Source organism: Desulfuromonas sp. KJ2020 (assembly GCF_024197615.1).
Lineage (GTDB): Bacteria > Desulfobacterota > Desulfuromonadia > Desulfuromonadales > SZUA-540 > SZUA-540.
Genome location: NZ_JAKUKE010000001.1, coordinates 1 through 20,129 on the forward strand (window position 1 = coordinate 1; position 20,129 = coordinate 20,129).

The window sequence follows — 20,129 nt, forward strand, 5'->3', positions numbered from 1 at the left end:
GTAAAAGTTGATGAAGCGCAGCAGGCTGAAATGGCGGTTCTTACGATCTTTGAACGTCTCCTGCTGATGCCACATCTCCATGATTGTGCGGATAACACGCTCGGCTTTGCCGTTGGTCTGGGGCCGGCTGATCCGCGTAAACTTCTGGCCGATACCGAGTTCGTTACAAGCCTTGACGAAAGCATGTTCGCCAGTGCCTTTAAATTCTTTGCCGTTGTCTGAGTAGGTGTATTCGATGGTGTAAGGGCATTCATCGACCACCTGACGCAGAAAGAGTTCGGCACTGTGTTGTGTCTTGTCCGGGAATACCCCTGCATAGAGTTCCCGGGAATAATCATCAATGGCGACGAACAGATACTCGCGTGGCAGCGTCTGATCTTCGCCCTTGATCAACGGGAGCCGCTTGCTGTCGAAGTGAACCAGCTCTCCAGGATATGATTTGTTGTAGCGTCTGGCTTCTCTTTTTCGTTTTTCTTCGAGTTCGCGCTCGACTTTAGCCAGCCGCTTCAGCCCATACTTGAGGCTACGAAAACGATCGTTGACACTCTTGCGGGGTACAAACTCCTGCTTCCTGGCCCGTGCGAGTATCTTGTAGATCGTTGGCCTCGAAACCCGGTAGAGTTCTGCCAGGCGACTGACCTTGTATTCGCCAGTCTGCCAAAGCTGCCAGATCTTCTGCCGATCATGAGGCGTTAACCGAATGTTTTTGTGCATGACCATGTTTACAAAATCCTCCCCTCGATATTATCGGATTCTGTAAACAACGCGTCAATTTCTTACATCTTAAGTTATCAGAGAGCCTGGCACCGACAGCTGCCAAAAGACCAAAGCCGGCATCATAGGACATCTCGCCCGTATCAACACCATCGTCAATGTCGGAATCGCTAAGGGAGACAATTCCTATATTTCCACTGAAGTAGGGCTGTGCCATGGCGGATGCGGCCAGAAAATGCAGAACAAACACCGAAAGAACGATTGTCAGAAAATTTTTCATTTTCATTTCTCCTTTTTCCTAATCGACAGAAGGATTTTCATCAAGAGTCCCACACCCGTTCATAAGAAGCTCACTAGCACTTCTTTGAATATTAATTCACCGTATCTTTTTGATGAGCGGCCACACTCCGGTTCAATTAATCGTATTTACAAGGTTATTACCCTACCCCCATACCAAGGTTTCGTCCATCAGGAATTTCCTGATAACAGCCGTCGCAAAACTCTTTTTCAGGCCCCCTTTTCGCATTTCAATAAATCTATCAAAGCATTTTATATCGTCAAATCGCCCACCTTGACAGCCGGGGGACGACCGATAAACTTGGAAGCCTAGGGTCATCTCGACGATTGATCAATCCATGAACCCAAGGACAAGGGAGGCCGGAATGAATGTGTTTGAGGTCGCCATGAAAATGGAAGACGACGGCAAGGCGTATTACCAGAAGCTGGCCGCGCAGACAGCGCATGAAGGCTTGCATAAGATTTTCCTGCAACTGGCGGAGGACGAGCAGAAGCACCACGACATTTTCAAGAGACTGAAAGAGAAGACGCCGACTTCCATGCAGAAATCCACCGCGCTGGAGCAGGCCAAAAACGTCTTCGAGACACTCATCGCCAGCAGAACTAACCTGACCATCGCGGGGGATCTGGACGGCTATCGCCACGCCATGAAACTGGAAGCAAACAGCTTTCGTTTTTACGAGGAAGCGGCCGCAAAGGAACAGGACGCTAAGGTAAAAGAGCTGCTGCTGCAGATCGCCGGCGAAGAGCAGAAGCATTTCAATATTCTGCAGAACGTCTACGACTTCGTGAACGCGCCGAACCAGTTCCTGGCCTGGGCCGAATTCAGCAATCTCGGTGAGTTCCGCAATTTTGGGCGCGACAGCACGATCTAGGCTGCCTTCTGCCACCGCCTCGAATGAAAGGATGGCCATGAGGATCACCTTCCAGGGCGCCGCCCGTACCGTGACCGGTTCCCAGCATCTTATCGAGGTCAACGGCAAATCCATCCTGCTCGATTGCGGCCTCTTTCAGGGCAAGCGCAAGGAAGCATTTGAGCTGAACCGCAGCACCCTGTGCGATGGAGGGGATATCGACTGTCTTATCCTTTCGCACGCGCATATCGATCACTCGGGGCGCATCCCCTGCCTGGTGCGCAATGGTTTCAGGGGGGATATTTTCTGTACGTCGGCAACGCGGGATCTGTGCGCCGTCATGCTGATGGACAGCGCCTTTATTCAGGAAAAGGACGTCGAGTACGTCAACCGCCGTCGTCAGAAGAAGCGGCAGCGGCTGTTTGAGCCGCTCTATACGCGGGAGGATGTGGCCCGCTCCATGGACTATTTCGTGGGCCTGGGTTACAACCGCCGCCATCGGCTTTTTCCCGGTGTTGATCTGACGCTGGTCGATGCCGGCCACATGCTCGGCAGCGCCCATGTCATTCTCGATATCGATGACCGCGACACGGGGCGGCAGCAGCGTCTGGTATTCAGCGGCGACATCGGCCGCCCGGACATCCCCATCATCCGCGACCCGGTGCCGTTGAGCGAGGGGGCGGACATTCTGATCATGGAGAGCACTTACGGCGACAGCACCCACCCGCCCTACCCCGATTCGGAGCGGGAGTTGGAGCGTATCGTCAACGAGACCGTCAATCGTGGCGGCTGCCTGCTCATCCCCGCCTTTGCCGTGGGACGCACGCAGCAGCTGGTCTACGCCCTGCACAAGCTGCATAACGAAGGGGCTATTCCCAACCTGCCCATCTTCGTCGACAGTCCCCTGGCCACCCGCACCACCGAGATTTTCCGGCTGCATCCCGAGGTCTACGACGCCGAAATCCGCGAGTTTCTGCTGACCGACGACGACAAGAATCCTTTCGGCTTCGGCCTGCTGCAGTACACCCAGACGGTAGAGCAGTCGAAGGCGCTCAACAGCCTGAAGGTGCCGGCAATCATCATCAGCGCCAGCGGCATGCTGGAGGGGGGACGTATTCTGCACCACCTGCGCAACCGTATTGGCGACGCGCGCAACACAATTTTGCTGACGAGCTGGCAGGCGCCCAACACCTTGGGTCGCAAGCTGGTGGAGCAGGAGAAGGACATCCGTATTTTTGGTGAGGATTTCCACGTAAATGCCCGCATCGAGGTACTGACCGGCTTCTCCGGCCACGCCGACCGCGAAGGGCTGCTGGATTTCGTCCGGGTCATGGCCAAGAAGCCGCGGCGGACCTTCATCGTCCACGGCGAGGACGAGGCCGCGACCAGTCTGGCCCAGACCCTGCACCAGGAATTGGGCCTCAAGGAGGTCAGCATCCCCACCCCCCAGCAATCCGTTACAATCGATTGAGGTGTCTTCACCTTCTGCCATGGCTGAGACCATTCTGGTGGAGTGCGGAGGTCTCCTGATCTTTTTTGACCGGATTAACGCTGTAAAACCGGCTCCTTCCTCTTTGTGGTGCCCCCAAGGTCCGACAAGGCCGTATCTTTTGGGCGAACAAAAGAGTATTATGTAAACAGTTTTATCCTCTCCCTCCTTTTACCAACCCCCTTTGCCTCCGCGAAACACATCTTTTCGGAGTGAAGCATCTTGCTGCCATGCGAGAAAACCCTGCATGGCAATCGTCCATTGTGCCCTTTAAAATCCTCTTAATGACGGATTTTATCGGCCACTATTTGGTCAACCCCAAAATAGGGAGCCCGTTATGGAAAGCACCACGATGACGATCGGTAGCACGATCAAGGCCCGCTGCACCAAATGCCGCAAAAACACGGATCACACGCTTATTTCTCTGGCCGGAGACACGCCTGACAACGTGCAGTGCGCCAGCTGCAAGCGTACACACAAATACAGGGCGCCCACGGTGACGAAAAAAGCGGTCACTCTGCAACAGAACGACCGCCAGGAATGGGAGTCCCTAAACACCAGGCTGGACCACTCCCAGGCAACGGAATACAGCATGACCGCAGCCTACAAGCCCAAGACACAGATCAACCATCCCCGTTTCGGGCTTGGGTTCGTCATGCGGGTAGCGGGTACGCAGAAGATTGAAGTCCTCTTCGAGGACGGCCGGAAGATGATGCGCTGTAAATAACCGGAAACAGGATAGCGGACGGACCTACGCAGAAATGCCGCCCTTTAGAGGAATAAAACACATATGAAGATTTGTGAGCTGTGTGAAGAGCAGGCCAAAAAATCACGCAACGGCAAACCCCATGGCGGGCTGGCCACGATGGATGCTCCGCGTTTTTTCAAGGGGAAAAATCCTCAGGGGTTCGAAGAGCAGGACTACCAGTGCCTGACCTGCCAGGCAAAATTCACCCACAGCACCGATAAAAACGATATCCCCTGGACCCTCTGGCAGGGATAAGATAGTGGGCCGAAATCACTCCGCCTGCCGCAACCAGGCTTCGAAGCGCTCCCGCGAGCCGCGGGAGAGGATGCGGCCAAAGATATCCCGATCGTAGAGGAACAGGCAGTGGCGGATAACGGTATAAGGGCTGAACGTATTGTCGGGATTTTCTTCCAGGTAATCCTGGCGATAGTCCTTCACCGCTTTGAGGTTCTCGATGAGGCTCTTGTGCAGGTCTGACTTGTGAAAATCCGGGTCCATCTTGAGGATGACCTGCACGAAGTTGTCGACTTTGTAGTCGGTAAATTCGAAATCCCGGAAGAAATGTCCGGCGATACGCAAAAAGCTGAAAACGTTAATGGTCCGGCCACTGTTCGCCGCCAGACTTTCGCCATTGACACCCCCCGAACCGGCGGTTCCATCACTCACCGGGGTGGCCTTTTCCTGCTGCAGCAACTCCTGAGTGGCATTGCGGATCTCGCGGAACTCCCGGTCAGCCAACTCGAAAAGGGCCGACAGAACATTGATGCGACGCTTGAGGTCACTGGGGATCGACTTCTTGTACTTGATCTTATGATCCAGCACGCTCCAGGCATCCTGGATCAGGGAGCGTATCTGCACCTCGAAGGGATAGGCGGCATGGGGATGGCTGCCGAAGCGGGACGCTATTTCAGCCTTGGGTTCCAGATCCATGTGGAGCCCTTTGTAGCCGAACAGATCCTCGGTGCTTTCCAGGGCGGTGATCTTGTCGGTGACATCGATGATGCGAAAGTGCTCCTTCAGTGAGTCCGAGACAGCGCCCACCTGATCATCATAAAGACAGACGATGCGAATACCGAGCAGATCCGAAATATAATCCTTGATTTCGTAGGGGGTTTCATCGGCTTCGAGTTTGCCCTGGTATTTGCGCTGAAACTTTTTGATGCACTCTTCCCTTTCTTTGATCCGCCCTTCGATCTTGGTTACCTCCTCAATGCCGGAGTCTTTGAGCATGGCCTTGATGACCCGGGTATAGGCGTTCTTGGCCTCTTCAAAATGGCTCCTGTTGCTGTCATAGAATTTGCGAAAAGCGCGTTTTTCCTGTTCAAAATCGAGCGAGGCCAAAAAGGGCTCCTTTATAAAAAATCAGGGGTTCAGGGGTACGGATCGTGCTCAGAGCACAAAAAGAGAATGGAGATAAGTATAGCAAGAAAGTCAGCGATGGCATTTTACGGAAGGCGATCAGACAGGAAGACAACTTGGGGACGGGGCGGGTTTCTTATTCCGGTTCGGTATTTTCCAGGGCGACTTCTTCGGCCTTTTGCTTTTTCTTCTCTTCTTTTTTGGCTTTGCGGGCAAGTTCCTTCTGCCGCTTTTCATAACCATAGTTCGGTTTTCTCGCCATAAGGCCACCTCCTTCGGTTTGCTAACCAATCTCTTGTTAACGAAGCACAGCGCCGTCCCTCGAAAAAAAAACCCCGCGAAAGCTCGCGGGGTTCCTTTACAACCGGATGTCCGAACTTATTTATATGCGGCGGACATTAGCCGACTGGGGACCCTTCTGGCCCTGAGTTACCTCAAAGCTGACGCGATCGCCCTCGGCGAGAGACTTGAAGCCGTCGCCCTGGATTTCAGAAAAATGAACGAAAACATCAGGTCCGTTGTCCTGCTCGATAAAACCAAAACCCTTTGCATCGTTAAACCACTTTACTGTACCTTCTGCCATTTTTTTCTCCATGTTCCGCGCTGGGAACTTTCCTGTTGTGCAAATTCTGTTGGTCCCAAAAAAGAAAAAACACACGCCCAAGTGGGCCTGTGTTTTTGATCCAGCCTGACACCTTGTCGAACTGGTGAGCAACTAAAACCTACACAAACTTTCCTAAGTTCAGTAACCCTATCACGGGCAACGCCCCAATAGCAACACATAAATGCTTATCAGGTAAAAAGTTTTTCTTTTCCGCCCCCCACTACCGCTTCCTCCGCCTCCCTACGCCTGGGCGAACAGACACTTGAGATAGCGGCTTTCGGCAAAGTCTAGGGGATGATCGAGGGCATGACCGGTCTCCTGAATCTCCCGCAGGGGACGTCCGGCCCGGGCAGCGGCGTCACAGACGGCCGCCCGAAAATCCTCAGGGCTCACGGGATTCGAGCAGGAGGCGAGAACGATATCCCCACCGGCGACAAGCAGATTGACCCCGAGGTGGGCGAGGCGGCCATAAGCGTTGAGCGCTTCCCGGACCTGGCTGCGCCGCACCGCAAAGGCGGGCGGGTCAATGATCACCAGGTCGTACTTTTGGCCCTGTTTCACCAGTTCGGCCATAGCCCGAAAGGCATCGCCCTCAATGGTGTGGTGGCGGGCCGCGGCAATGGTCGGCACATCGGCATTAAGAGCAAAGTTGCGCTTCGACGAATCCAGCGCCTGGCCACTCTGATCGAGACTGGTCACCTCAACGGCGCCGCCGCGGGCCGCCGCGAGAGAAAAGCCGCCGTTATAGGAAAAGGCATTGAGGACCCGCTTGCCCCGGGCCAGCTGCTCAACCCTGGCCCGGTTGTCGCGCTGATCGAGAAAAAAGCCGGTTTTCTGGCCATGGATGGGATCCACTTCAAAAAGCAGCCCGTTCTCCCGACAGGTCAGTACGCCGCGGATAGGCTCGCCGTAGAGAATCTGGCCTTCCCTGAGGCCGTGCAGGCAATCGGGATGCTCCCGCAACCCCCGACTCAGACGCAGGACCAGCCGATCGAGAGGCTGTTGCTCCAGCAGGCTCGCCAGGCAGTCATGCAAATACGGAATCCAGGCGTGTGTATAGATTTTCACCACCGCCGTGCCTGCATAACGGTCGATGACCAGGCCGGGAAACCGGTCACTTTCACCATGAACCAGGCGATAACCGTCCGTCTGCGTCCCTTGCAGCGGCAGGCGGCGGGCCAGGGCAGCGGCGAGACGTTCGGCGAAAAAGGCACGGTCGATAGGGCCGGGCTTACTGGCCCGCAGGACGCGCAGGCGGATAGGTGAGAAGGGGTCGTACAGCCCCACCGCCACGAAACGCCCTTTACCGTCATACACCACGCCAAGATCGCCGGGCTGGCCACGATGGCTTTCCGCCTTGACCCGTTCGGCGTAGAGCCAGGGGTAGCCCCGGTGCAAATTGGCCATGGCCGAGTTGCTGACCTGCAGCTTTACGGTCTTGCCGGGGAGCCGGGCCAGTTCGGCCAACAGAGGATGTAGGGAAGAAGGCATGCTCAAAGTCCTGAATAGAAGGATTCGTGTTCCGGTGCAGGCCACCTTAGCAGACGTGACCAAAGAGATTCCAGCACAACCTGAGAAAAGGTGTGACAAAGAAGGTCAAACCGTCTGTTTTTTGGGCCTGATTTGATATGATAAAAGCAAGAGCAACCGATGAATGCCCCTAAAGGAGAAAACCATGATTAAAAATATTGGCGGCAGTCCGCTTGAACGGTTTCAGGCCGAAGCTAAACGCCTGGCCCACCTGGTCCGCCAGGAGCGTCAGAGCAAATCCACCATAAAAACTGAAGAAAGAACCCTCGGATTAGATGGCGACCGTGTCACCCTGGGACAATCCCCAACCGAGGAAGTCGGCTATGCCGCCGGCGTCAAGCCCACGGCCCCGGCGACGAACTTCCTGCTATTACGCGACCTCATCGCCCGCACCCTCGAAGACCAGGGCATCGCCACACGTATTGCCGTCGAAGGGGGCGAAATCAATCTGCAGACCCTCACTGGGGAAGAAGCCCAGTCCTTGATTGCCGAGGACGGTTATTTCGGCGTCGACAAAACTTCCGACCGCATCGTACAGTTTGCCATCGGCCTCGCCGGCAACGATCCGGCTCGCCTCGACGCTATTCGCCAAGGCGTCGAGGATGGCTTTGCCGAAGCGGAAAAGGCCTGGGGCGGCCAACTGCCCGAGATTTCTTACCAGACTCTCGACGCTATCATGGAAAAACTCGACAACTGGGTTGTCGGCTTTTCCCAGCAGGGCTGATTTTCCACCTGTCCAGGGGGACTAGCCCCCCTGGACAGGTGCCCCATTTTTCCCCATCCCGTTCACACGCATCGCGTCATTCTGTCCCGTCCCTACGCCTATATTGTATACATTTTCTTTTTATTTACAGAGATTTAGACTAGTTACAAGATCAATCTTCTTGGCACGAGTTTCGCTTTGGACAGGTCATGGCAGGCCGTCTTATCGGGCCATCGACACACCATCATAACAGCGGCGGAAACACCGCCCGCGCAACTTTGCACAAGGAGACCGGTTATGGGAGAAGCAGCCAAAGCATTCTGGGTAAACGAGGACGACGTCGAGGAAGTATGCGTATCGGAGTTCGAGGATATTTCCTACATCTGCACCGGCGTGCAGGACGAGCAGTGGAAGTTCGGGACGGATTAGTCTCCTGATTGGAAGTCAAAACCGGCGGGTTAGGCCCGCCGGTTCCGGTCCTTTCTGTGGACCAGCCGGGTCACCGCCCCCGCACGGCTTAAAGCCCCCATCCCCATATCCCTAAATACCTATTACCGCTTGTGATTACCCACCATTCGTGGTAGTTTTTTGCGCAGTTTTCCGGGCATCCGAACCAGGATAGCCCCGGTGCCATTCCTCGTTCCCCCTGATGCCGAAGAGAGACGCGATGGATAAAAACGAGCTTCTGCGCCAGCTGCCCGCCGTTGACCGCCTGCTCAACGCTCCTGCCATGCAGGCCATGGTGACGGTCTGTCCCCACATCATTTTGCTTGAAGCGGCGCAGCAGACCGTGGCTGGCCTGCGTCAGGCGGTGCTGGCGACGGACGCCCAGAGTCACACCATCGACCTGTCGGTGGAGGCGGTGGCGCGTCAGGCGGCCCGCCTGGCAGCCCGCAAGCTGCAACCGTCACTGCGCCACGTCATCAACGCCACCGGCACCCTGCTGCACACCAATCTGGGTCGAGCCCCTCTGAGCGACAAGGCCCTGGCGGCCATCGATCAGGTCGCGCGCACCTATTCGAATCTGGAGTTTGATCTGCATACCGGCCAGCGGGGGCATCGCTATTCCCATATTGATGAGCTTTTGTGCCGGCTGACTGGCGCCGAAGCCGCCGCCGTGGTCAACAACAACGCCGGCGCCGTACTGCTGGCGCTGACCGCCCTGGCTCAGGGCAAAGAGGCCATCGTCAGCCGCGGCGAACTGGTGGAGATCGGCGGCGCTTTCCGCGTCCCCGATGTCATGGCCGCCGGGGGAGTGATCCTCAAGGAAGTCGGCACCACCAACAAAACGCACCTGAAGGACTATCGCACCGCCATTGGTGAGCATACCGGCCTGCTGCTCAAGGTGCACACCAGCAACTACCGCATCGTCGGCTTCTCGTCGCAGGTGCCCGCCGCAGACATGGTCGATCTCGGTCGGGAGCACAATATCCCGGTCATGGAGGATCTGGGTAGCGGCATGCTCTTCGACCTCTCGAGCTACGGCCTGCCCCGCGAACCGACGGTAAGCGAAGCGGTGGCCGCCGGTATCGACGTACTGACCTTCAGCGGCGACAAGCTGCTGGGCGGCCCGCAGGCCGGGCTTATCGTCGGCAAAAAGTGGGCGATCGACAAGATCCGCCATCATCCGCTGGCCCGCGCCCTGCGCATCGACAAGCTGACTTTGGCAGCCCTGGAGGCGACCCTGCGTCACTATCTCGACCAGCAGGAGGCCCTGCGCGAACTGCCCGTACTGCAGATGCTGGCCATGACCGAGGCGGATGTCAAAAAGCGCGCCCGGCGGCTGCAACAGAAAATCCGTACGGCCCTGGCCGACCAGGTCGACACCGCCATCGTTGCCGAAGCTTCCCAGGTCGGCGGCGGCGCCCTCCCTTTGACCGAACTGCCCGGCTATGCCGTGGCTCTCACCCCCAGGAACTGCTCCGTGGAAGAACTGGCCATCCGCCTGCGACAGGGAAATATCCCGCTGGTCGGCCGCCTGCAGGAGGGGCGTCTGCTCCTCAATCCCCGCACCATCTTTGCCGCCGAGGAGACCCTGGTGGTCACCGCTCTGAAAGAGGCGCTGGAGGACTGACATGAGCCTGAAGACCGAACATCACGTCATCATCGGCACGGCCGGCCACGTCGACCACGGCAAGACGGAGCTCATCCGCGCCCTCACGGGCAAGGAGACGGATCGTCTCAAGGAAGAGAAGGCCCGCGGCATTTCCATCGATATCGGCTTTGCCCCGTTTCGGCTGCCCAGCGGCGAGATCGTCGGGGTGGTCGACGTCCCCGGCCACGAGCGCTTCATTAGCAACATGCTGGCCGGCATCGGCGGCATCGACCTGGTGCTGCTGGTGGTCGATGTCAATGAGGGCGTCATGCCCCAGACCCATGAGCATCTGCAGATTCTCGATCTGCTGCAGGTCCCCAGGGGCATTGTGGTATTGACCAAGTGCGACCTGGCCGAACCGGACTGGGTCGATATCGTCGAAGAAGAGGTACGCGAGGAGATCAGTGGCACCTTTCTCAAGGATGCCCCCTGCTGCCGGGTCTCTTCCATCACCGGCGAAGGGATCCTCGAACTGGTCAAGACCATTGCCGAAGAGGTCAAGGCTTTGGCAAGCAAAGATGCCGACGGCCCCCTGCGCCTCCCCGTCGACCGCCACTTCACCGTGGCCGGCTTCGGCACGGTGGTGACCGGCACCCTGCTGTCGGGCACGGTGCGCCCCGGCGACACCCTTGAGGTGCTGCCGCCGGGGGAGACGACTCGCGTACGCGAGGTGCAGGTGCACAGCAAAAAGGTCGACGCCGCCTTCGCCGGGCAGCGCGTCGCCCTCAACCTGACGGGGATCGAGCGCTCCCGACTGCAGCGCGGCGCGGTCGTAGGCACCCCGGGCATCTTCGAGCAGACGGACCGCATCGACGTGCGCCTGACCCTGCTGGCCGATGCCCCTCGCCCCCTCAAGTTCCGCGATCCGGTGCACTTCTACCTCGGCACCGCCAAGGTGGTGGGGATGGTCGCCCTGCTCGACCGTGACACCATGGAGCCGGGCGAAAGCGCCATCGTGCAGATCCACCTCGATCGTCCCCTGGTCGCTCACCGCGAAGACCGCTTCATCATCCGCTCCTATTCCCCCATGACCACCATCGGCGGCGGCAAGGTCATCGACCCCAAGCCCGTCAAACACCGCCGCTTCCGCGAGGAGATCATGTCGGCCCTGGCCGAGCTGGAATCGGGGGAGAAATCTTTCCTGCTGCAGAAGCTCAGTCAGCAGGGGTGCGCCAGAGTGAAGGAGCTCGAACTCATCTCCGGCATGGGCAAGGAGCGCATCACCGACCATCTGCAGACCCTGGAACAGGACGGCAAGGTGGTCCTGCTCGGCGACCAGTGGACCATCAGCGAATCGATCCGCTCCTGGCTGCACCAGCTGCAGGAGGAGACCAAACGGTTCCTCGGCCAGAACCCGCTGCTGCCCGGCATTCCCCACGCCACCCTGAAGAACACCCTGCCGGCGGCCCTGTCGGCCAAGGGTTTCGAGCAATTGCTGGAACAGGCCGTGGCCGAAGGCCTCCTCGCCCAACAGGGTGAATGGGTGGCCATCCCCGGCTACGTGCCGACCCCTTCCGAGGCCCAGGCCCGGGATATCAACCGCATCGAAGAGGCCTACCGCAACGCCGGCTTTCTCGCCAAGAACAAGCGGGAGATGCTCGATCAGCTCGGCCTGAGCGCCGAGAAGGCCGATCCCTACTTCGGCTTCCTCTTTGCCCAGGAGCGGCTGGTGCGCCTGAGCGAAGAATCCTTCTTCCACGTCGAGACCTACCAGCTAGCTGTCGACGCGCTGCGTAAACACTTCGCCAGCCAGCAAACCCTGACCCTGGCCCAGTTCCGCGATATCCTGGGGAGCGCCCGCAAGCAGACGCAGGCTGTCCTCGAACACTTCGACTCCCTCAAGTACACCATGCGGCGGGGAGACGAACGGGTGGCCTGGAAGCTGCCACCCGCTTAACCTGAAAATGGAGACAACCATGGCCGAGAAGACACGCCTCAGCAGCCTGGCTCGCAGCGCCGGCTGAGCGGCCAAATTGGGTCCCGAGACCCTGGCACAGGTTCTGTGCCATCTACCGACATATAACAACGACAACCTGCTGTCCGCCGCCATCCCCTTCGCCGACGCCGGCATCTACCGCCTTGCCGAAGACATGGCCCTGGTGCAGTCCATCGACTTCTTCACGCCCGTGGTCGATGATCCCTTTCTCTACGGTCAGATTGCCGCCGCCAACGCTCTCTCTGATATCTACACCGTGGGGGGCAGGCCGCTGACCGCCCTGAATCTGGTGGGTTTTCCCACATGTTCCCTGGGGACGGAGATGCTGACCCGCATTCTGCAGGGGGGCGCCGACAAGGTGCTGGAAGCGGGCGCCGTGGTGGTAGGGGGGCATTCCGTGCAGGATGACGAACCCAAGTTCGGTCTGGCGGTCACGGGCCTGGTCGATCCGCGCCGCATGGTCACCACCCAAGGGGCCAGGGCGGGCGACGTCCTCGTGCTCACCAAGCCGCTAGGTACGGGGTTGCTGACCACGGCCATCAAAGGGGAAGTGCTGCAGGAGGGGGATATCCCCGAGGCGCTGCAGGGCATGTCCCTGCTCAACCGGCGGGCCAGTGAAATTATGATGGAGGTGGGGATTTCGGCCTGCACCGACGTCACCGGTTTCGGCTTGCTCGGCCACGCCCTGGAGATGGCCGAAGCCAGCAGCGTCTGTCTGGAACTGGAAGGAGCAGCGCTGCCGGCCTATCCGCGCGCCTTGGAGATGGCCGACATGGGCCTGGTACCCGAAGGGAGCTACGCCAACCGCGCCTACTATCTGCCCCGGGTGGAACAGGCGGCGCAGGCGTCCCGCGCCGTGCTCGATTTAATCGCCGATCCGCAGACCTCCGGCGGCCTGCTCATGGCTGTACCGGAGGCCCGGGCGGACAGCCTCTGTGCCAAGCTGCGCGAGGGGGGCGGTCAGGCCTTCGTCATCGGCCGCGTACTGCCCGCACCGGCGGCCCGCTTGCGGCTGCGCTAAAAAAAACCGGCGACCTAAAGGTCGCCGGTGAGCTCCTGTAAACGGTAGATTTTTGGATTGAGCTCGCGCACGCAGGCGACGATCTCCCGCAATCGCTCTTCTTCAACTCCTTCCTCTTCGTCCCGCCCCTGAAAAAAGGCGTACCCCTTGGGCAGGGGCGCATAGCCGCCGTCCTTCATCAGAGAGACGTCCACCTGGTCGTTGACGCGCCCTTGGGCCTCCCACGGATCACGATAGTTGAACTGGCGGGCCACGATGTGCAGGCCGAGGCCGTTGGGAAAGAGGGCCTTGACCTCGAAGGAAAATTCCCGCGGCGCACTGTAGTGTTCGCTGCGCCCCGAACGGGCCATGACCTTGGCTCCCGCCTCGACCAGCAGATCACGCACGGATTCCAGCGTCATCGGTTTGATTTCGGTATCCATCCAAATACTCTCCTCTTTGGTTCATCCATCCAATCGCAGTTCCACGCCCCAAGGCGCCGGTTTCTTCCCGTCCCGGGTCAACACCCACAGGGTGGGGTAGGCCATGGTCGCGGGGGCCTCGCCATAGCCGTCCGTCAGGTAGATGACCGCCGCCGGCGGCGGCTGCATGGTGCGGGCATAGTCGAAGACGGGGCGCAGGTCGGTGAAACCGCCCCCTTCGTAGACTTCGACCACGGCGGCGCTGCTGCGAAAGCTGTCGATGCGCTGCACGCGGCTACCAGCGTAGAGGACGGTGAGGTGGCTGTCGCGCCCGCGGGCAATGTTCAGCAATTCGCGGGCAAAGGTCTCGCGCAATTCACGAATATTGGTCGAATCGCTGACATCGATCCCCACCAGCAGATTCAGGCGCCGACGCTTGCGTTGTCCGGGGGTTTCATGGGCAAAGCGGCGATGCTCCCGCTTCCAGGTACTCTGGCGGCCGACGCGACCGGCCGTCGCCACAAACTGGCGCAGCACCTGTTTCCAGGGGATGGGCGAGGGCGCCAGCAGACCCTCCACCAGTTCGCGCACATCGCCGGGGACTTCGCCGTGACTCTTGCGCCAGGCATCCTGCACCAGGTCGCGTACGACCTGTTCCGCCAGGGCGACCGGGGTGCTGTCGGACTCCTGCCAGACCTGGTGATCGTCATGGATCTGCGGCTGACTGTTCAGCGCCGGCGCGAGCTCCTCGTTTCCGGCCTCAGCATGCTCGCCCGCATCCTGCTCGGCGTTGCCCAGCCCCTGCCCTTGCTGATTGCCGGTGTCGAAGGGGCGCTCCAGCAAACGATAATATTCCTCGGCGGCCAGCCCCTCCTCCAGCCGCAGACGCTTCGGCAGGGCCGCTTGCAGGGGAAGGTCGGCGATACCCGGGTTGATGGCCAGATCACAGGCCAAATCCCAATCGTGACTGTTTCGCTCCTTTCGCCGCAACATGTGCAGATGCAGGACGTGCTTGATGACGTGCTCCAGCAAGGCTCGCTGCTGCGCCGGCTCAAAAGAGGCCAGTCGTTCGGGGTTGAAACAGAGGGTCGGGATGCCGTTGCGAAAGGTCACCCCCAAGGCCTTGTCCCCCACCACCTCGCGGCGGCGAAAGCCGAGCAGAAACTGGCCGTAAAAGGGGTGCGTCTTGAGCAGGCGCACCACGGCATTCTCCAGCACCCGCGCCGTCATGGCTTCAGGAGGCCTCGCGGCTGATTTCGTTGATGGCTTCAAGAATCACCCCGTCGTACTCGTCCTTGCTGAGAGCCTGCGCCACCTGGGGCAGGCGCAGCAACGACTTGACCAGGGCGAAACGCAAATCGCGGGGGAGCACGTCGATGTAGGCGATGAGATTGCGCTCCTGCACCAGGGTCATGACGGCCGAAGTCTCCAGGGCCGTGACCAGGGCGTTGAGGGTGGCGGCCTGTTGGTCGTCACGCTGGCTAGCCGCCCGTTCTGCGACGCGGTCCCAGTGGTCAAGGATGTCGGCGGCCGTCAGCGGTCGCTCACTCTGCTCGGCGCACCAGCGCAAAAAGGCCACGGCCGCCTCCTTGCCGACGATGCCGGCATAGACTTCCATCTCCAGTTCGGCCGGAAAACGGCAATGACGGCGCAGGATGCTGACCATCTCCCAGGCCCGCTCCGTCGGCTCCATCTGCATGTCGACGGGGCTGCCCTGATGCGCCAGCAGCTGCGGAAAGGCCGCCAGAAACTGCTGTACCCCATCGTCGAACCCGCGTTGACGGGCGTGGCGGGCCCAGCAGGGGTAATCGGTCTCGACCGTGATCATGACCATACGGTCGAGCAGGGCGCGATCGAGGGTCGCCACCTGATAGGTGCCGTCGGGTGGATTGATGGATACCACCACCTTATGCTTAGGCGCCAGTTTGTGAGTATGCAGGGCACGGCGCTGCCCCTCCGCCGGCGGCTCGACAAACTGGAAGATGGCCTGCAGGGTATCCTCCTGCTGGGCCCGGTTGAGCTCGTCACAGTGAATAATGGCCGGCTCATTCTGCTCGGACGGCCACCAGGAAGGACGCGACCAGTGCATGACCTCCCCCTCGCGGTAAGGAATGCCTACCAGGTCGCCGACCTCCATCTGTCCCAGCCGCAAGGGGACGTACTGTCGACCGATTTCCCGACACACCTGCAGAATACCCGCCGTCTTGCCGACGCCGCGGTGACCGACCACGCAGGGAGTCAGATCCGTGTGCGTGAGGATTTCTCGCAGCACCGTTTTCATCTGTTCGATATTCATCGCTTTGCCTTTCTGCCTGCTTCCGCTCGGGCGGAGTCCGGCAGCTGAATCATAATGCCTGCAGCCTGACGCTGTCCATCCCGGCCAACAGCATCCCAGAAATCACCCCTTGCCGTAAAGGCCTCTTTGCCCTAGGATGGCGACAGCCTTTCATTGCCATGGAGACAAACATGTTCGGACTAGGATTATTTGAAATTGCTTTGCTCGCCGGCCTCATCGTCCTCGTCTTCGGCATCGGCCCGGCGCGCCGTCTGGCGGAGTCGGCCTACCGGACCTACCGGACGGTGCAACAGACCAAGCAGGACATCAGGGACAGTCTCCATGTCGACGCCATCCTTGGCAAAAAGAATCGCAAACCTTAAGCCCTGTTTCCCTTCTTCTAATAGAAAAGCCCCCGCCGAACCGCTGGCAGGGGCTTTTTTTGTACAGCGCAGCCGCCATCACACCAGCTTGCGAACCGCCTCCAGAGCCGCCTTGTAGTCGGGCTCGGTGGTTACTTCCTTGACGATTTCCCGATAGACGATCTTATCGTTAGCATCCACCACCAGTACGGCGCGGGCCAGCAGCTTGAGCTCGTCAATAAGCAGCCCGTAATTGAGGCCGAAGGAACGATCCTGATAGTCGGACAGGGTCTTCACCCGATCGATGCCGGCGTTGCCACACCAGCGATTCTGGGCAAAGGGCAGGTCAACGCTGACGGTGTAGACGACGACGTCCTCAGGCAGTTTGGCTGCTTCTTCGTTGAATTTGCGGGTCATGGTATCGCACACCCCGGTGTCGAGGGAAGGAACCACGGTGATGAGGCGAACCTTACCCTTGGAATCAGCCAGGGTCACAGGCTGGAGGGTACCGTCAACCACGCGGAAATCAGGGGCCTTATCGCCGACCTTGACATCGGGGCCGACCAGAGTAACGGGATTGCCTTTAAAAGTAATGACGCCGCTGCGTTTTTCGCTCATGAGTCTCTCCTTGTCAATTGAAGATAATTTTGGTTACAATTTAGCCATCCAGTCCCGACTTGTCAAGCAGCAATTCTCACTACCATGAATCGTTGCTGTGGTTTTCTCCGTGGCAGCTCCCGTTGCAAGTACCACCGCTGTAGGTCATTATGATCCCGGTAGCGAAGGAGACATCGGCCGGCGGGGTGTGATCGGGATACCAGTGTCCGGCCGTTGCGGTACCGAAGCCGTTGTGGCATTCGGAGCAAGCCACCCGGTGATCACTGCGCGAATGCCCCTCCGCTCTGTTGGGAGTGACACTGCCATCGGGACGACCATCAGAGGTAGCAATACCATGGCAGGAGGAGCAGGTCCCCAAGGCCATATTAGGATTGGTCGCCGTGTGACAGGTACGGCAGGCTGGCTGAATGCCGCTCCCCCCAGTATCCATGTCGTGGCAGGCCAGACAGACACCGTCGTCGGCAATGGCCTCGGTTGCATGTGCTGACGGCAGCAGCCAGGCGGCACCCAGCAAATGGGTAGCATGACAGTCGTGGCAGGAGGTTGGCGGGTTGTTGTAGGCTCGGTTGGTATTGTGGCAGCTGTTGCATACGTCGCCGTAAGTGCTTAATCCCGTCGGACGAGTATGGGTGCCGCTCGTCACTGAGGTAGCATGCACCCAGGACAGCACGGCGACATCCCGGCTGCCGTTTTCATCAAAATGGCACGTGAAACATCCCACGCCGGTAAAACCTCCTTGGTAGTCGTCACCGTGGCACGGGGTGCAATCCAGAGTGTTTGCCGTTTTGACCTCGCCATGATAGCCGATCTCGTTTTTGTCCAGCCAGAGCTCACCAAGGGGATGTGAGATCATGTGGCAGTCGTGACAGGCGGCCGGGTTTTCAGTAAAGGCACGGGTGATCTCGTGACATCTATTGCACACAGATCTATTGGCAAAGAAGGCTTTATGGGCATCGACATCGCTCAGACTCCCGTGTATCCAGGTGGATCCTACAGGAACGCGGGAACCGTCTGGTCCAAAATGGCAAGTATAGCAACTCAACGCATTCCCGTTGCCGGTGAGGTCGGCCCCGTGACAAACCTTGCAGGATTCCAGGCTTGCCTGCGCATCAGTCCCATGAGTCATCTCAAAGACGGCCTCGTGAGCGGCGTTAGCGGGAGGTGCATTGGTATTGCTGTCACTGCAGGCGCAAAGGACCGCTAGGACCAACAGCGGAAAGATGAATTTGAACCGGTTGAATATTATCACAGGGCCTCCTCGCTTAACCGTGACATTGAATACAGGTCGTTGCCGACTTGGGGCTTCCGTGGCAGCGGAAACAGGAAGTTGGATCCAGGCGGCCATCTATGCGGTGGCGCGACAGATAATCGCCTCGATGAGGCATACTGCGATACGTCTCGGTCTGATTCTTGATCGAGGGTTTGAGTTCCACCCGGGTGGCATGGCAGTCGTTACAGAAACTGGTTTGGTGGCACATGGCACAGAGTTGCTCGTTCTGGTAGGCCTCCATGCGATGGGTTTGGATGAAGCTGCCGTTATGATTGAACCGCTGAAAATTCATGGTACCCTCCCGTGCCCGGTGACACTGGGTGCAGGTGGGCTTGCCCTGTCCGAGCTCTTGCGGGTGACTCGTCAGCCTCACCGTACCCGAGTCCAGTCCGGCGCAGGCGACAAGAAGACTTAGAAGAACCAATCCCGCCAGCCACATCAACAGATTTTTCTTCTCCATCATGTACTCCATTCTCAAAGGGAAACGGCTCAGCGGCCAAAAAGGTAACTCACCACGAGCATGCCCCGCATATCCTTGTCAAAATAAGGGTCCTGGCTGTAATCCCCTGAAAGCTTAATTTGCAGCCTGTCCTGCAAGATGGCCATCCCCAGTCCGAGGGAGGCAAAGAGTGAAAAATCCTCGTTGTAGATCGGCTCATCGTAAAGGGCATAAACCAGATCTCCCGACAAGAAGGCTCCGGCAGCCAGACGCGGCAGGCGGTTCAGATAAAAATAGGCCCGCGCCAGCAGGTAACTGTTGTCGTCGCTGTCGCCGTCCATATACCCAAACTCTGCCCCTACCTCGTTCATTCCCTTTCCAAATAAGGAGAGCAGACCGCCGGTGTACACGGCGTCTTCTGCGTTGCTGTCATTGCTGATACTTTTCACCTTCAGTCCCGCCGAAACCCTGCCTCCGGAATACCAGTTCAGGTCTCCACCAAGGATTGAGAGATTAGCATCCCCCCGTGCGGCCAGAGCATTGAACAATGAGACGCCGGAAGCCGACGTGCCGAAATAGTCTGCGTAGACGAAACTCTGGAAGTAAGGGCGAAAGGTGAAGGAACCGGCGGGAATACGCAGCTCATAGGAATGTTCGGCCCAGCCGCGGCTGTCGACATTGTGGACAGAGAGGCCATTAAACTGAACCCCGATGGGGAGGCCGAGGGACAAATCGACTCCTAGCCTCTCTTGGAAGGTTTCGCTGTCGTTCTGGCTTTTCTTGTAGGCGAGGCCGAGATCGTAGAGGGTTCCCCGATGCAGCGAAAAGCGACCGCCATACAGGACATCTCCAGTGCGGTTGTTTACGGAATCGAGAGCGACGGGCAGACCGCCATAGGCAGTAAAGGAGGCCATCGGCCCAAGGTCGGCATGAATCAGCGCCCCGTCGAGACTTTCATTGACGATGCTGGAGAACACATACTGCCGTCCGATCCGCACCAGCAGATTGGCCGTATCACGCCGGTAATCGACATAGCCATAGAGCAGTTTGGCCTCGGTGTCGTCCTCGAAGTAATTACCATCGCCGAGATCGGAGCGTCCCCAGCCGTACAGGTGGAAGGAAAGTTCCTCGACCCCTGCAACCTCGACATCAGCCCTCAGGTACTCATACAAGGGCAAAACAGAAACGTCTGTTGCGGTCAGGGTGTCTCTCTGATAAACACGCATCAGGGTGTCTGATTTCACCTGATACTGCTGCGCGAAGACCGTAGAGACGCCGAGGCACAGCAATAGACTCAGCAGCACGCCTGATACCAGCAAAGGCCGTTTCTTCATTTAATCCTCCTTGTACAATGGTTCATCCACTGCAGGCAATGGATTGCATCAAACACAAACCAAATAGAACCGGCAAAAGG

24 protein-coding genes are annotated in these 20,129 nt (G+C 58.6%); 11 read left to right on the forward strand and 13 right to left on the reverse strand.

Translation table 11 applies throughout. The features are described 5' to 3' along the window. Both MJO47_RS00005 and MJO47_RS00010 read right to left on the reverse strand, forming a co-directional pair. On the reverse strand, positions 1-720 hold a 720-nt coding region (locus MJO47_RS00005), incomplete at its 3' end, for a DDE-type integrase/transposase/recombinase (RefSeq protein ID WP_253959069.1). Beyond that, entirely contained in the window at positions 683-994 is a 312-nt protein-coding gene (locus MJO47_RS00010; protein ID WP_253959070.1) for a hypothetical protein, read from the reverse strand. The genes MJO47_RS00010 and MJO47_RS00005, both read right to left, overlap by 38 nt. A gap of 382 nt (positions 995-1,376) precedes the next feature. Here MJO47_RS00010 and MJO47_RS00015 point away from each other — a divergent pair, with 382 nt between their 5' ends. The 4 genes from MJO47_RS00015 to MJO47_RS00030 all read left to right on the forward strand — a co-directional run bounded on the left by MJO47_RS00015 (position 1,377) and on the right by MJO47_RS00030 (position 4,357). Then, positions 1,377-1,886, forward strand: a complete 510-nt coding sequence (locus MJO47_RS00015; protein WP_253959071.1) for a ferritin family protein — start codon at positions 1,377-1,379, stop codon at positions 1,884-1,886. A 37-nt stretch (positions 1,887-1,923) separates the two neighbouring features. After that, on the forward strand, positions 1,924-3,336 hold the full coding sequence (locus tag MJO47_RS00020) for an MBL fold metallo-hydrolase RNA specificity domain-containing protein (protein WP_253959072.1): 1,413 nt from the start codon (positions 1,924-1,926) through the stop codon (positions 3,334-3,336). A gap of 355 nt (positions 3,337-3,691) precedes the next feature. Continuing rightward, on the forward strand, positions 3,692-4,081 hold the full coding sequence (locus MJO47_RS00025) for a hypothetical protein (protein WP_253959073.1): 390 nt from the start codon (positions 3,692-3,694) through the stop codon (positions 4,079-4,081). Positions 4,082-4,144: 63 nt separating this feature from the next. After that, entirely contained in the window at positions 4,145-4,357 is a 213-nt protein-coding gene (locus tag MJO47_RS00030; RefSeq protein WP_253959074.1) for a hypothetical protein, read from the forward strand. Positions 4,358-4,372: 15 nt separating this feature from the next. Here MJO47_RS00030 and MJO47_RS00035 read toward each other — a convergent pair whose 3' ends face one another. The 4 genes from MJO47_RS00035 to MJO47_RS00045 form a co-directional block, all read right to left on the reverse strand. Continuing rightward, positions 4,373-5,443 (reverse strand): GTP pyrophosphokinase family protein, encoded by a 1,071-nt coding sequence (locus tag MJO47_RS00035; protein ID WP_253959075.1) that lies wholly within the window; start codon positions 5,441-5,443, stop codon positions 4,373-4,375. A 154-nt stretch (positions 5,444-5,597) separates the two neighbouring features. Further along, complete coding sequence (locus MJO47_RS15415) at positions 5,598-5,723, reverse strand: hypothetical protein (RefSeq protein ID WP_256501974.1); 126 nt, start codon at positions 5,721-5,723, stop codon at positions 5,598-5,600. 120 nt (positions 5,724-5,843) lie between these two features. Beyond that, on the reverse strand, positions 5,844-6,044 hold the full coding sequence (locus tag MJO47_RS00040) for a cold-shock protein (protein WP_253959076.1): 201 nt from the start codon (positions 6,042-6,044) through the stop codon (positions 5,844-5,846). Positions 6,045-6,305: 261 nt separating this feature from the next. Next, a complete protein-coding gene (locus MJO47_RS00045; protein WP_253959077.1) occupies positions 6,306-7,556 on the reverse strand; it encodes a class I SAM-dependent rRNA methyltransferase in 1,251 nt (416 codons plus the stop codon). On the opposite strand from MJO47_RS00045, the gene MJO47_RS00050 reads away from it, so the two are divergent. The 6 genes from MJO47_RS00050 to selD all read left to right on the forward strand — a co-directional run bounded on the left by MJO47_RS00050 (position 7,555) and on the right by selD (position 13,350). Next, positions 7,555-7,692, forward strand: a complete 138-nt coding sequence (locus MJO47_RS00050; protein WP_253959078.1) for a hypothetical protein — start codon at positions 7,555-7,557, stop codon at positions 7,690-7,692. The genes MJO47_RS00045 and MJO47_RS00050 overlap by 2 nt on opposite strands. Before the next feature lie 48 nt (positions 7,693-7,740). Next, positions 7,741-8,319 carry a hypothetical protein gene (locus MJO47_RS00055; RefSeq protein WP_253959079.1) on the forward strand — a complete coding sequence of 193 codons (579 nt, stop codon included), beginning with the start codon at positions 7,741-7,743 and terminating at the stop codon, positions 8,317-8,319. A gap of 276 nt (positions 8,320-8,595) precedes the next feature. Further along, positions 8,596-8,727: a hypothetical protein gene (locus tag MJO47_RS15420; RefSeq protein WP_256501983.1), complete on the forward strand. Its 132-nt coding sequence runs from the start codon at positions 8,596-8,598 to the stop codon at positions 8,725-8,727. A 238-nt stretch (positions 8,728-8,965) separates the two neighbouring features. Further along, positions 8,966-10,372, forward strand: a complete 1,407-nt coding sequence (gene selA / locus MJO47_RS00060) for an L-seryl-tRNA(Sec) selenium transferase (protein ID WP_253959080.1) — start codon at positions 8,966-8,968, stop codon at positions 10,370-10,372. 1 nt (position 10,373) lies between these two features. Beyond that, positions 10,374-12,290 (forward strand): selenocysteine-specific translation elongation factor, encoded by a 1,917-nt coding sequence (gene selB, locus MJO47_RS00065; RefSeq protein WP_253959081.1) that lies wholly within the window; start codon positions 10,374-10,376, stop codon positions 12,288-12,290. Positions 12,291-12,309: 19 nt separating this feature from the next. Then, positions 12,310-13,350, forward strand: coding sequence for a selenide, water dikinase SelD (gene selD / locus MJO47_RS00070; RefSeq protein WP_253959082.1), 1,041 nt, complete (start codon positions 12,310-12,312; stop codon positions 13,348-13,350). A gap of 14 nt (positions 13,351-13,364) precedes the next feature. On the opposite strand, the gene MJO47_RS00075 is transcribed toward selD, so the two are convergent. The 3 genes from MJO47_RS00075 to MJO47_RS00085 are packed head-to-tail and all read right to left on the reverse strand — an operon-like array spanning position 13,365 to position 16,047. Further along, complete coding sequence (locus tag MJO47_RS00075) at positions 13,365-13,772, reverse strand: hypothetical protein (RefSeq protein ID WP_253959083.1); 408 nt, start codon at positions 13,770-13,772, stop codon at positions 13,365-13,367. A gap of 21 nt (positions 13,773-13,793) precedes the next feature. Further along, positions 13,794-15,023 carry a VWA-like domain-containing protein gene (locus MJO47_RS00080; protein ID WP_305882378.1) on the reverse strand — a complete coding sequence of 410 codons (1,230 nt, stop codon included), beginning with the start codon at positions 15,021-15,023 and terminating at the stop codon, positions 13,794-13,796. Further along, positions 14,986-16,047 (reverse strand): hypothetical protein, encoded by a 1,062-nt coding sequence (locus MJO47_RS00085; protein WP_253959084.1) that lies wholly within the window; start codon positions 16,045-16,047, stop codon positions 14,986-14,988. The genes MJO47_RS00080 and MJO47_RS00085 overlap by 38 nt, the downstream gene beginning before the upstream one ends. Positions 16,048-16,217: 170 nt before the next feature. Between MJO47_RS00085 and MJO47_RS00090 the strand changes: the two genes are divergently transcribed. After that, positions 16,218-16,409 (forward strand): hypothetical protein, encoded by a 192-nt coding sequence (locus tag MJO47_RS00090; protein ID WP_253959085.1) that lies wholly within the window; start codon positions 16,218-16,220, stop codon positions 16,407-16,409. 78 nt (positions 16,410-16,487) lie between these two features. Here the strand turns inward: MJO47_RS00090 and tpx are convergent, their stop codons facing one another. The 4 genes from tpx to MJO47_RS00110 form a co-directional block, all read right to left on the reverse strand. Then, the gene (tpx, locus tag MJO47_RS00095) at positions 16,488-17,006 is read right to left on the reverse strand and encodes a thiol peroxidase (protein ID WP_253959086.1); all 519 of its coding nucleotides are present in this window, start codon (positions 17,004-17,006) and stop codon (positions 16,488-16,490) included. 79 nt (positions 17,007-17,085) lie between these two features. Then, a complete protein-coding gene (locus MJO47_RS00100; protein ID WP_253959087.1) occupies positions 17,086-17,859 on the reverse strand; it encodes a hypothetical protein in 774 nt (257 codons plus the stop codon). A gap of 409 nt (positions 17,860-18,268) precedes the next feature. Beyond that, complete coding sequence (locus tag MJO47_RS00105; RefSeq protein ID WP_253959088.1) at positions 18,269-18,739, reverse strand: cytochrome C; 471 nt, start codon at positions 18,737-18,739, stop codon at positions 18,269-18,271. Between the two features lie 26 nt (positions 18,740-18,765). After that, entirely contained in the window at positions 18,766-20,049 is a 1,284-nt protein-coding gene (locus MJO47_RS00110) for a hypothetical protein (RefSeq protein ID WP_253959089.1), read from the reverse strand. Between the last annotated feature and the right edge of the window lie 80 nt (positions 20,050-20,129).

Bases quoted from the DNA above. Each gene is read 5' to 3' on its own strand.
- MJO47_RS00015 (WP_253959071.1), top strand. From the start codon at position 1,377: ATGAATGTGTTTGAGGTCGCCATGAAAATGGAAGACGACGGCAAGGCG.
- MJO47_RS15415 (WP_256501974.1), bottom strand. From the start codon at position 5,723: ATGGCGAGAAAACCGAACTATGGTTATGAAAAGCGGCAGAAGGAACTT.
- MJO47_RS00090 (WP_253959085.1), top strand. From the start codon at position 16,218: ATGTTCGGACTAGGATTATTTGAAATTGCTTTGCTCGCCGGCCTCATC.
- selB (WP_253959081.1), top strand. From the start codon at position 10,374: ATGAGCCTGAAGACCGAACATCACGTCATCATCGGCACGGCCGGCCAC.
- selA (WP_253959080.1), top strand. From the start codon at position 8,966: ATGGATAAAAACGAGCTTCTGCGCCAGCTGCCCGCCGTTGACCGCCTG.
- MJO47_RS00055 (WP_253959079.1), top strand. From the start codon at position 7,741: ATGATTAAAAATATTGGCGGCAGTCCGCTTGAACGGTTTCAGGCCGAA.
- MJO47_RS00050 (WP_253959078.1), top strand. From the start codon at position 7,555: ATGCTCAAAGTCCTGAATAGAAGGATTCGTGTTCCGGTGCAGGCCACC.
- MJO47_RS00085 (WP_253959084.1), bottom strand. From the start codon at position 16,047: ATGAATATCGAACAGATGAAAACGGTGCTGCGAGAAATCCTCACGCAC.
- MJO47_RS00040 (WP_253959076.1), bottom strand. From the start codon at position 6,044: ATGGCAGAAGGTACAGTAAAGTGGTTTAACGATGCAAAGGGTTTTGGT.
- tpx (WP_253959086.1), bottom strand. From the start codon at position 17,006: ATGAGCGAAAAACGCAGCGGCGTCATTACTTTTAAAGGCAATCCCGTT.
- MJO47_RS00025 (WP_253959073.1), top strand. From the start codon at position 3,692: ATGGAAAGCACCACGATGACGATCGGTAGCACGATCAAGGCCCGCTGC.
- MJO47_RS00010 (WP_253959070.1), bottom strand. From the start codon at position 994: ATGAAAAATTTTCTGACAATCGTTCTTTCGGTGTTTGTTCTGCATTTT.
- MJO47_RS00045 (WP_253959077.1), bottom strand. From the start codon at position 7,556: ATGCCTTCTTCCCTACATCCTCTGTTGGCCGAACTGGCCCGGCTCCCC.
- MJO47_RS00075 (WP_253959083.1), bottom strand. From the start codon at position 13,772: ATGGATACCGAAATCAAACCGATGACGCTGGAATCCGTGCGTGATCTG.
- MJO47_RS00110 (WP_253959089.1), bottom strand. From the start codon at position 20,049: ATGAAGAAACGGCCTTTGCTGGTATCAGGCGTGCTGCTGAGTCTATTG.
- MJO47_RS00030 (WP_253959074.1), top strand. From the start codon at position 4,145: ATGAAGATTTGTGAGCTGTGTGAAGAGCAGGCCAAAAAATCACGCAAC.
- MJO47_RS00020 (WP_253959072.1), top strand. From the start codon at position 1,924: ATGAGGATCACCTTCCAGGGCGCCGCCCGTACCGTGACCGGTTCCCAG.
- MJO47_RS00100 (WP_253959087.1), bottom strand. From the start codon at position 17,859: ATGATCTCACATCCCCTTGGTGAGCTCTGGCTGGACAAAAACGAGATC.
- MJO47_RS00105 (WP_253959088.1), bottom strand. From the start codon at position 18,739: ATGATGGAGAAGAAAAATCTGTTGATGTGGCTGGCGGGATTGGTTCTT.
- MJO47_RS15420 (WP_256501983.1), top strand. From the start codon at position 8,596: ATGGGAGAAGCAGCCAAAGCATTCTGGGTAAACGAGGACGACGTCGAG.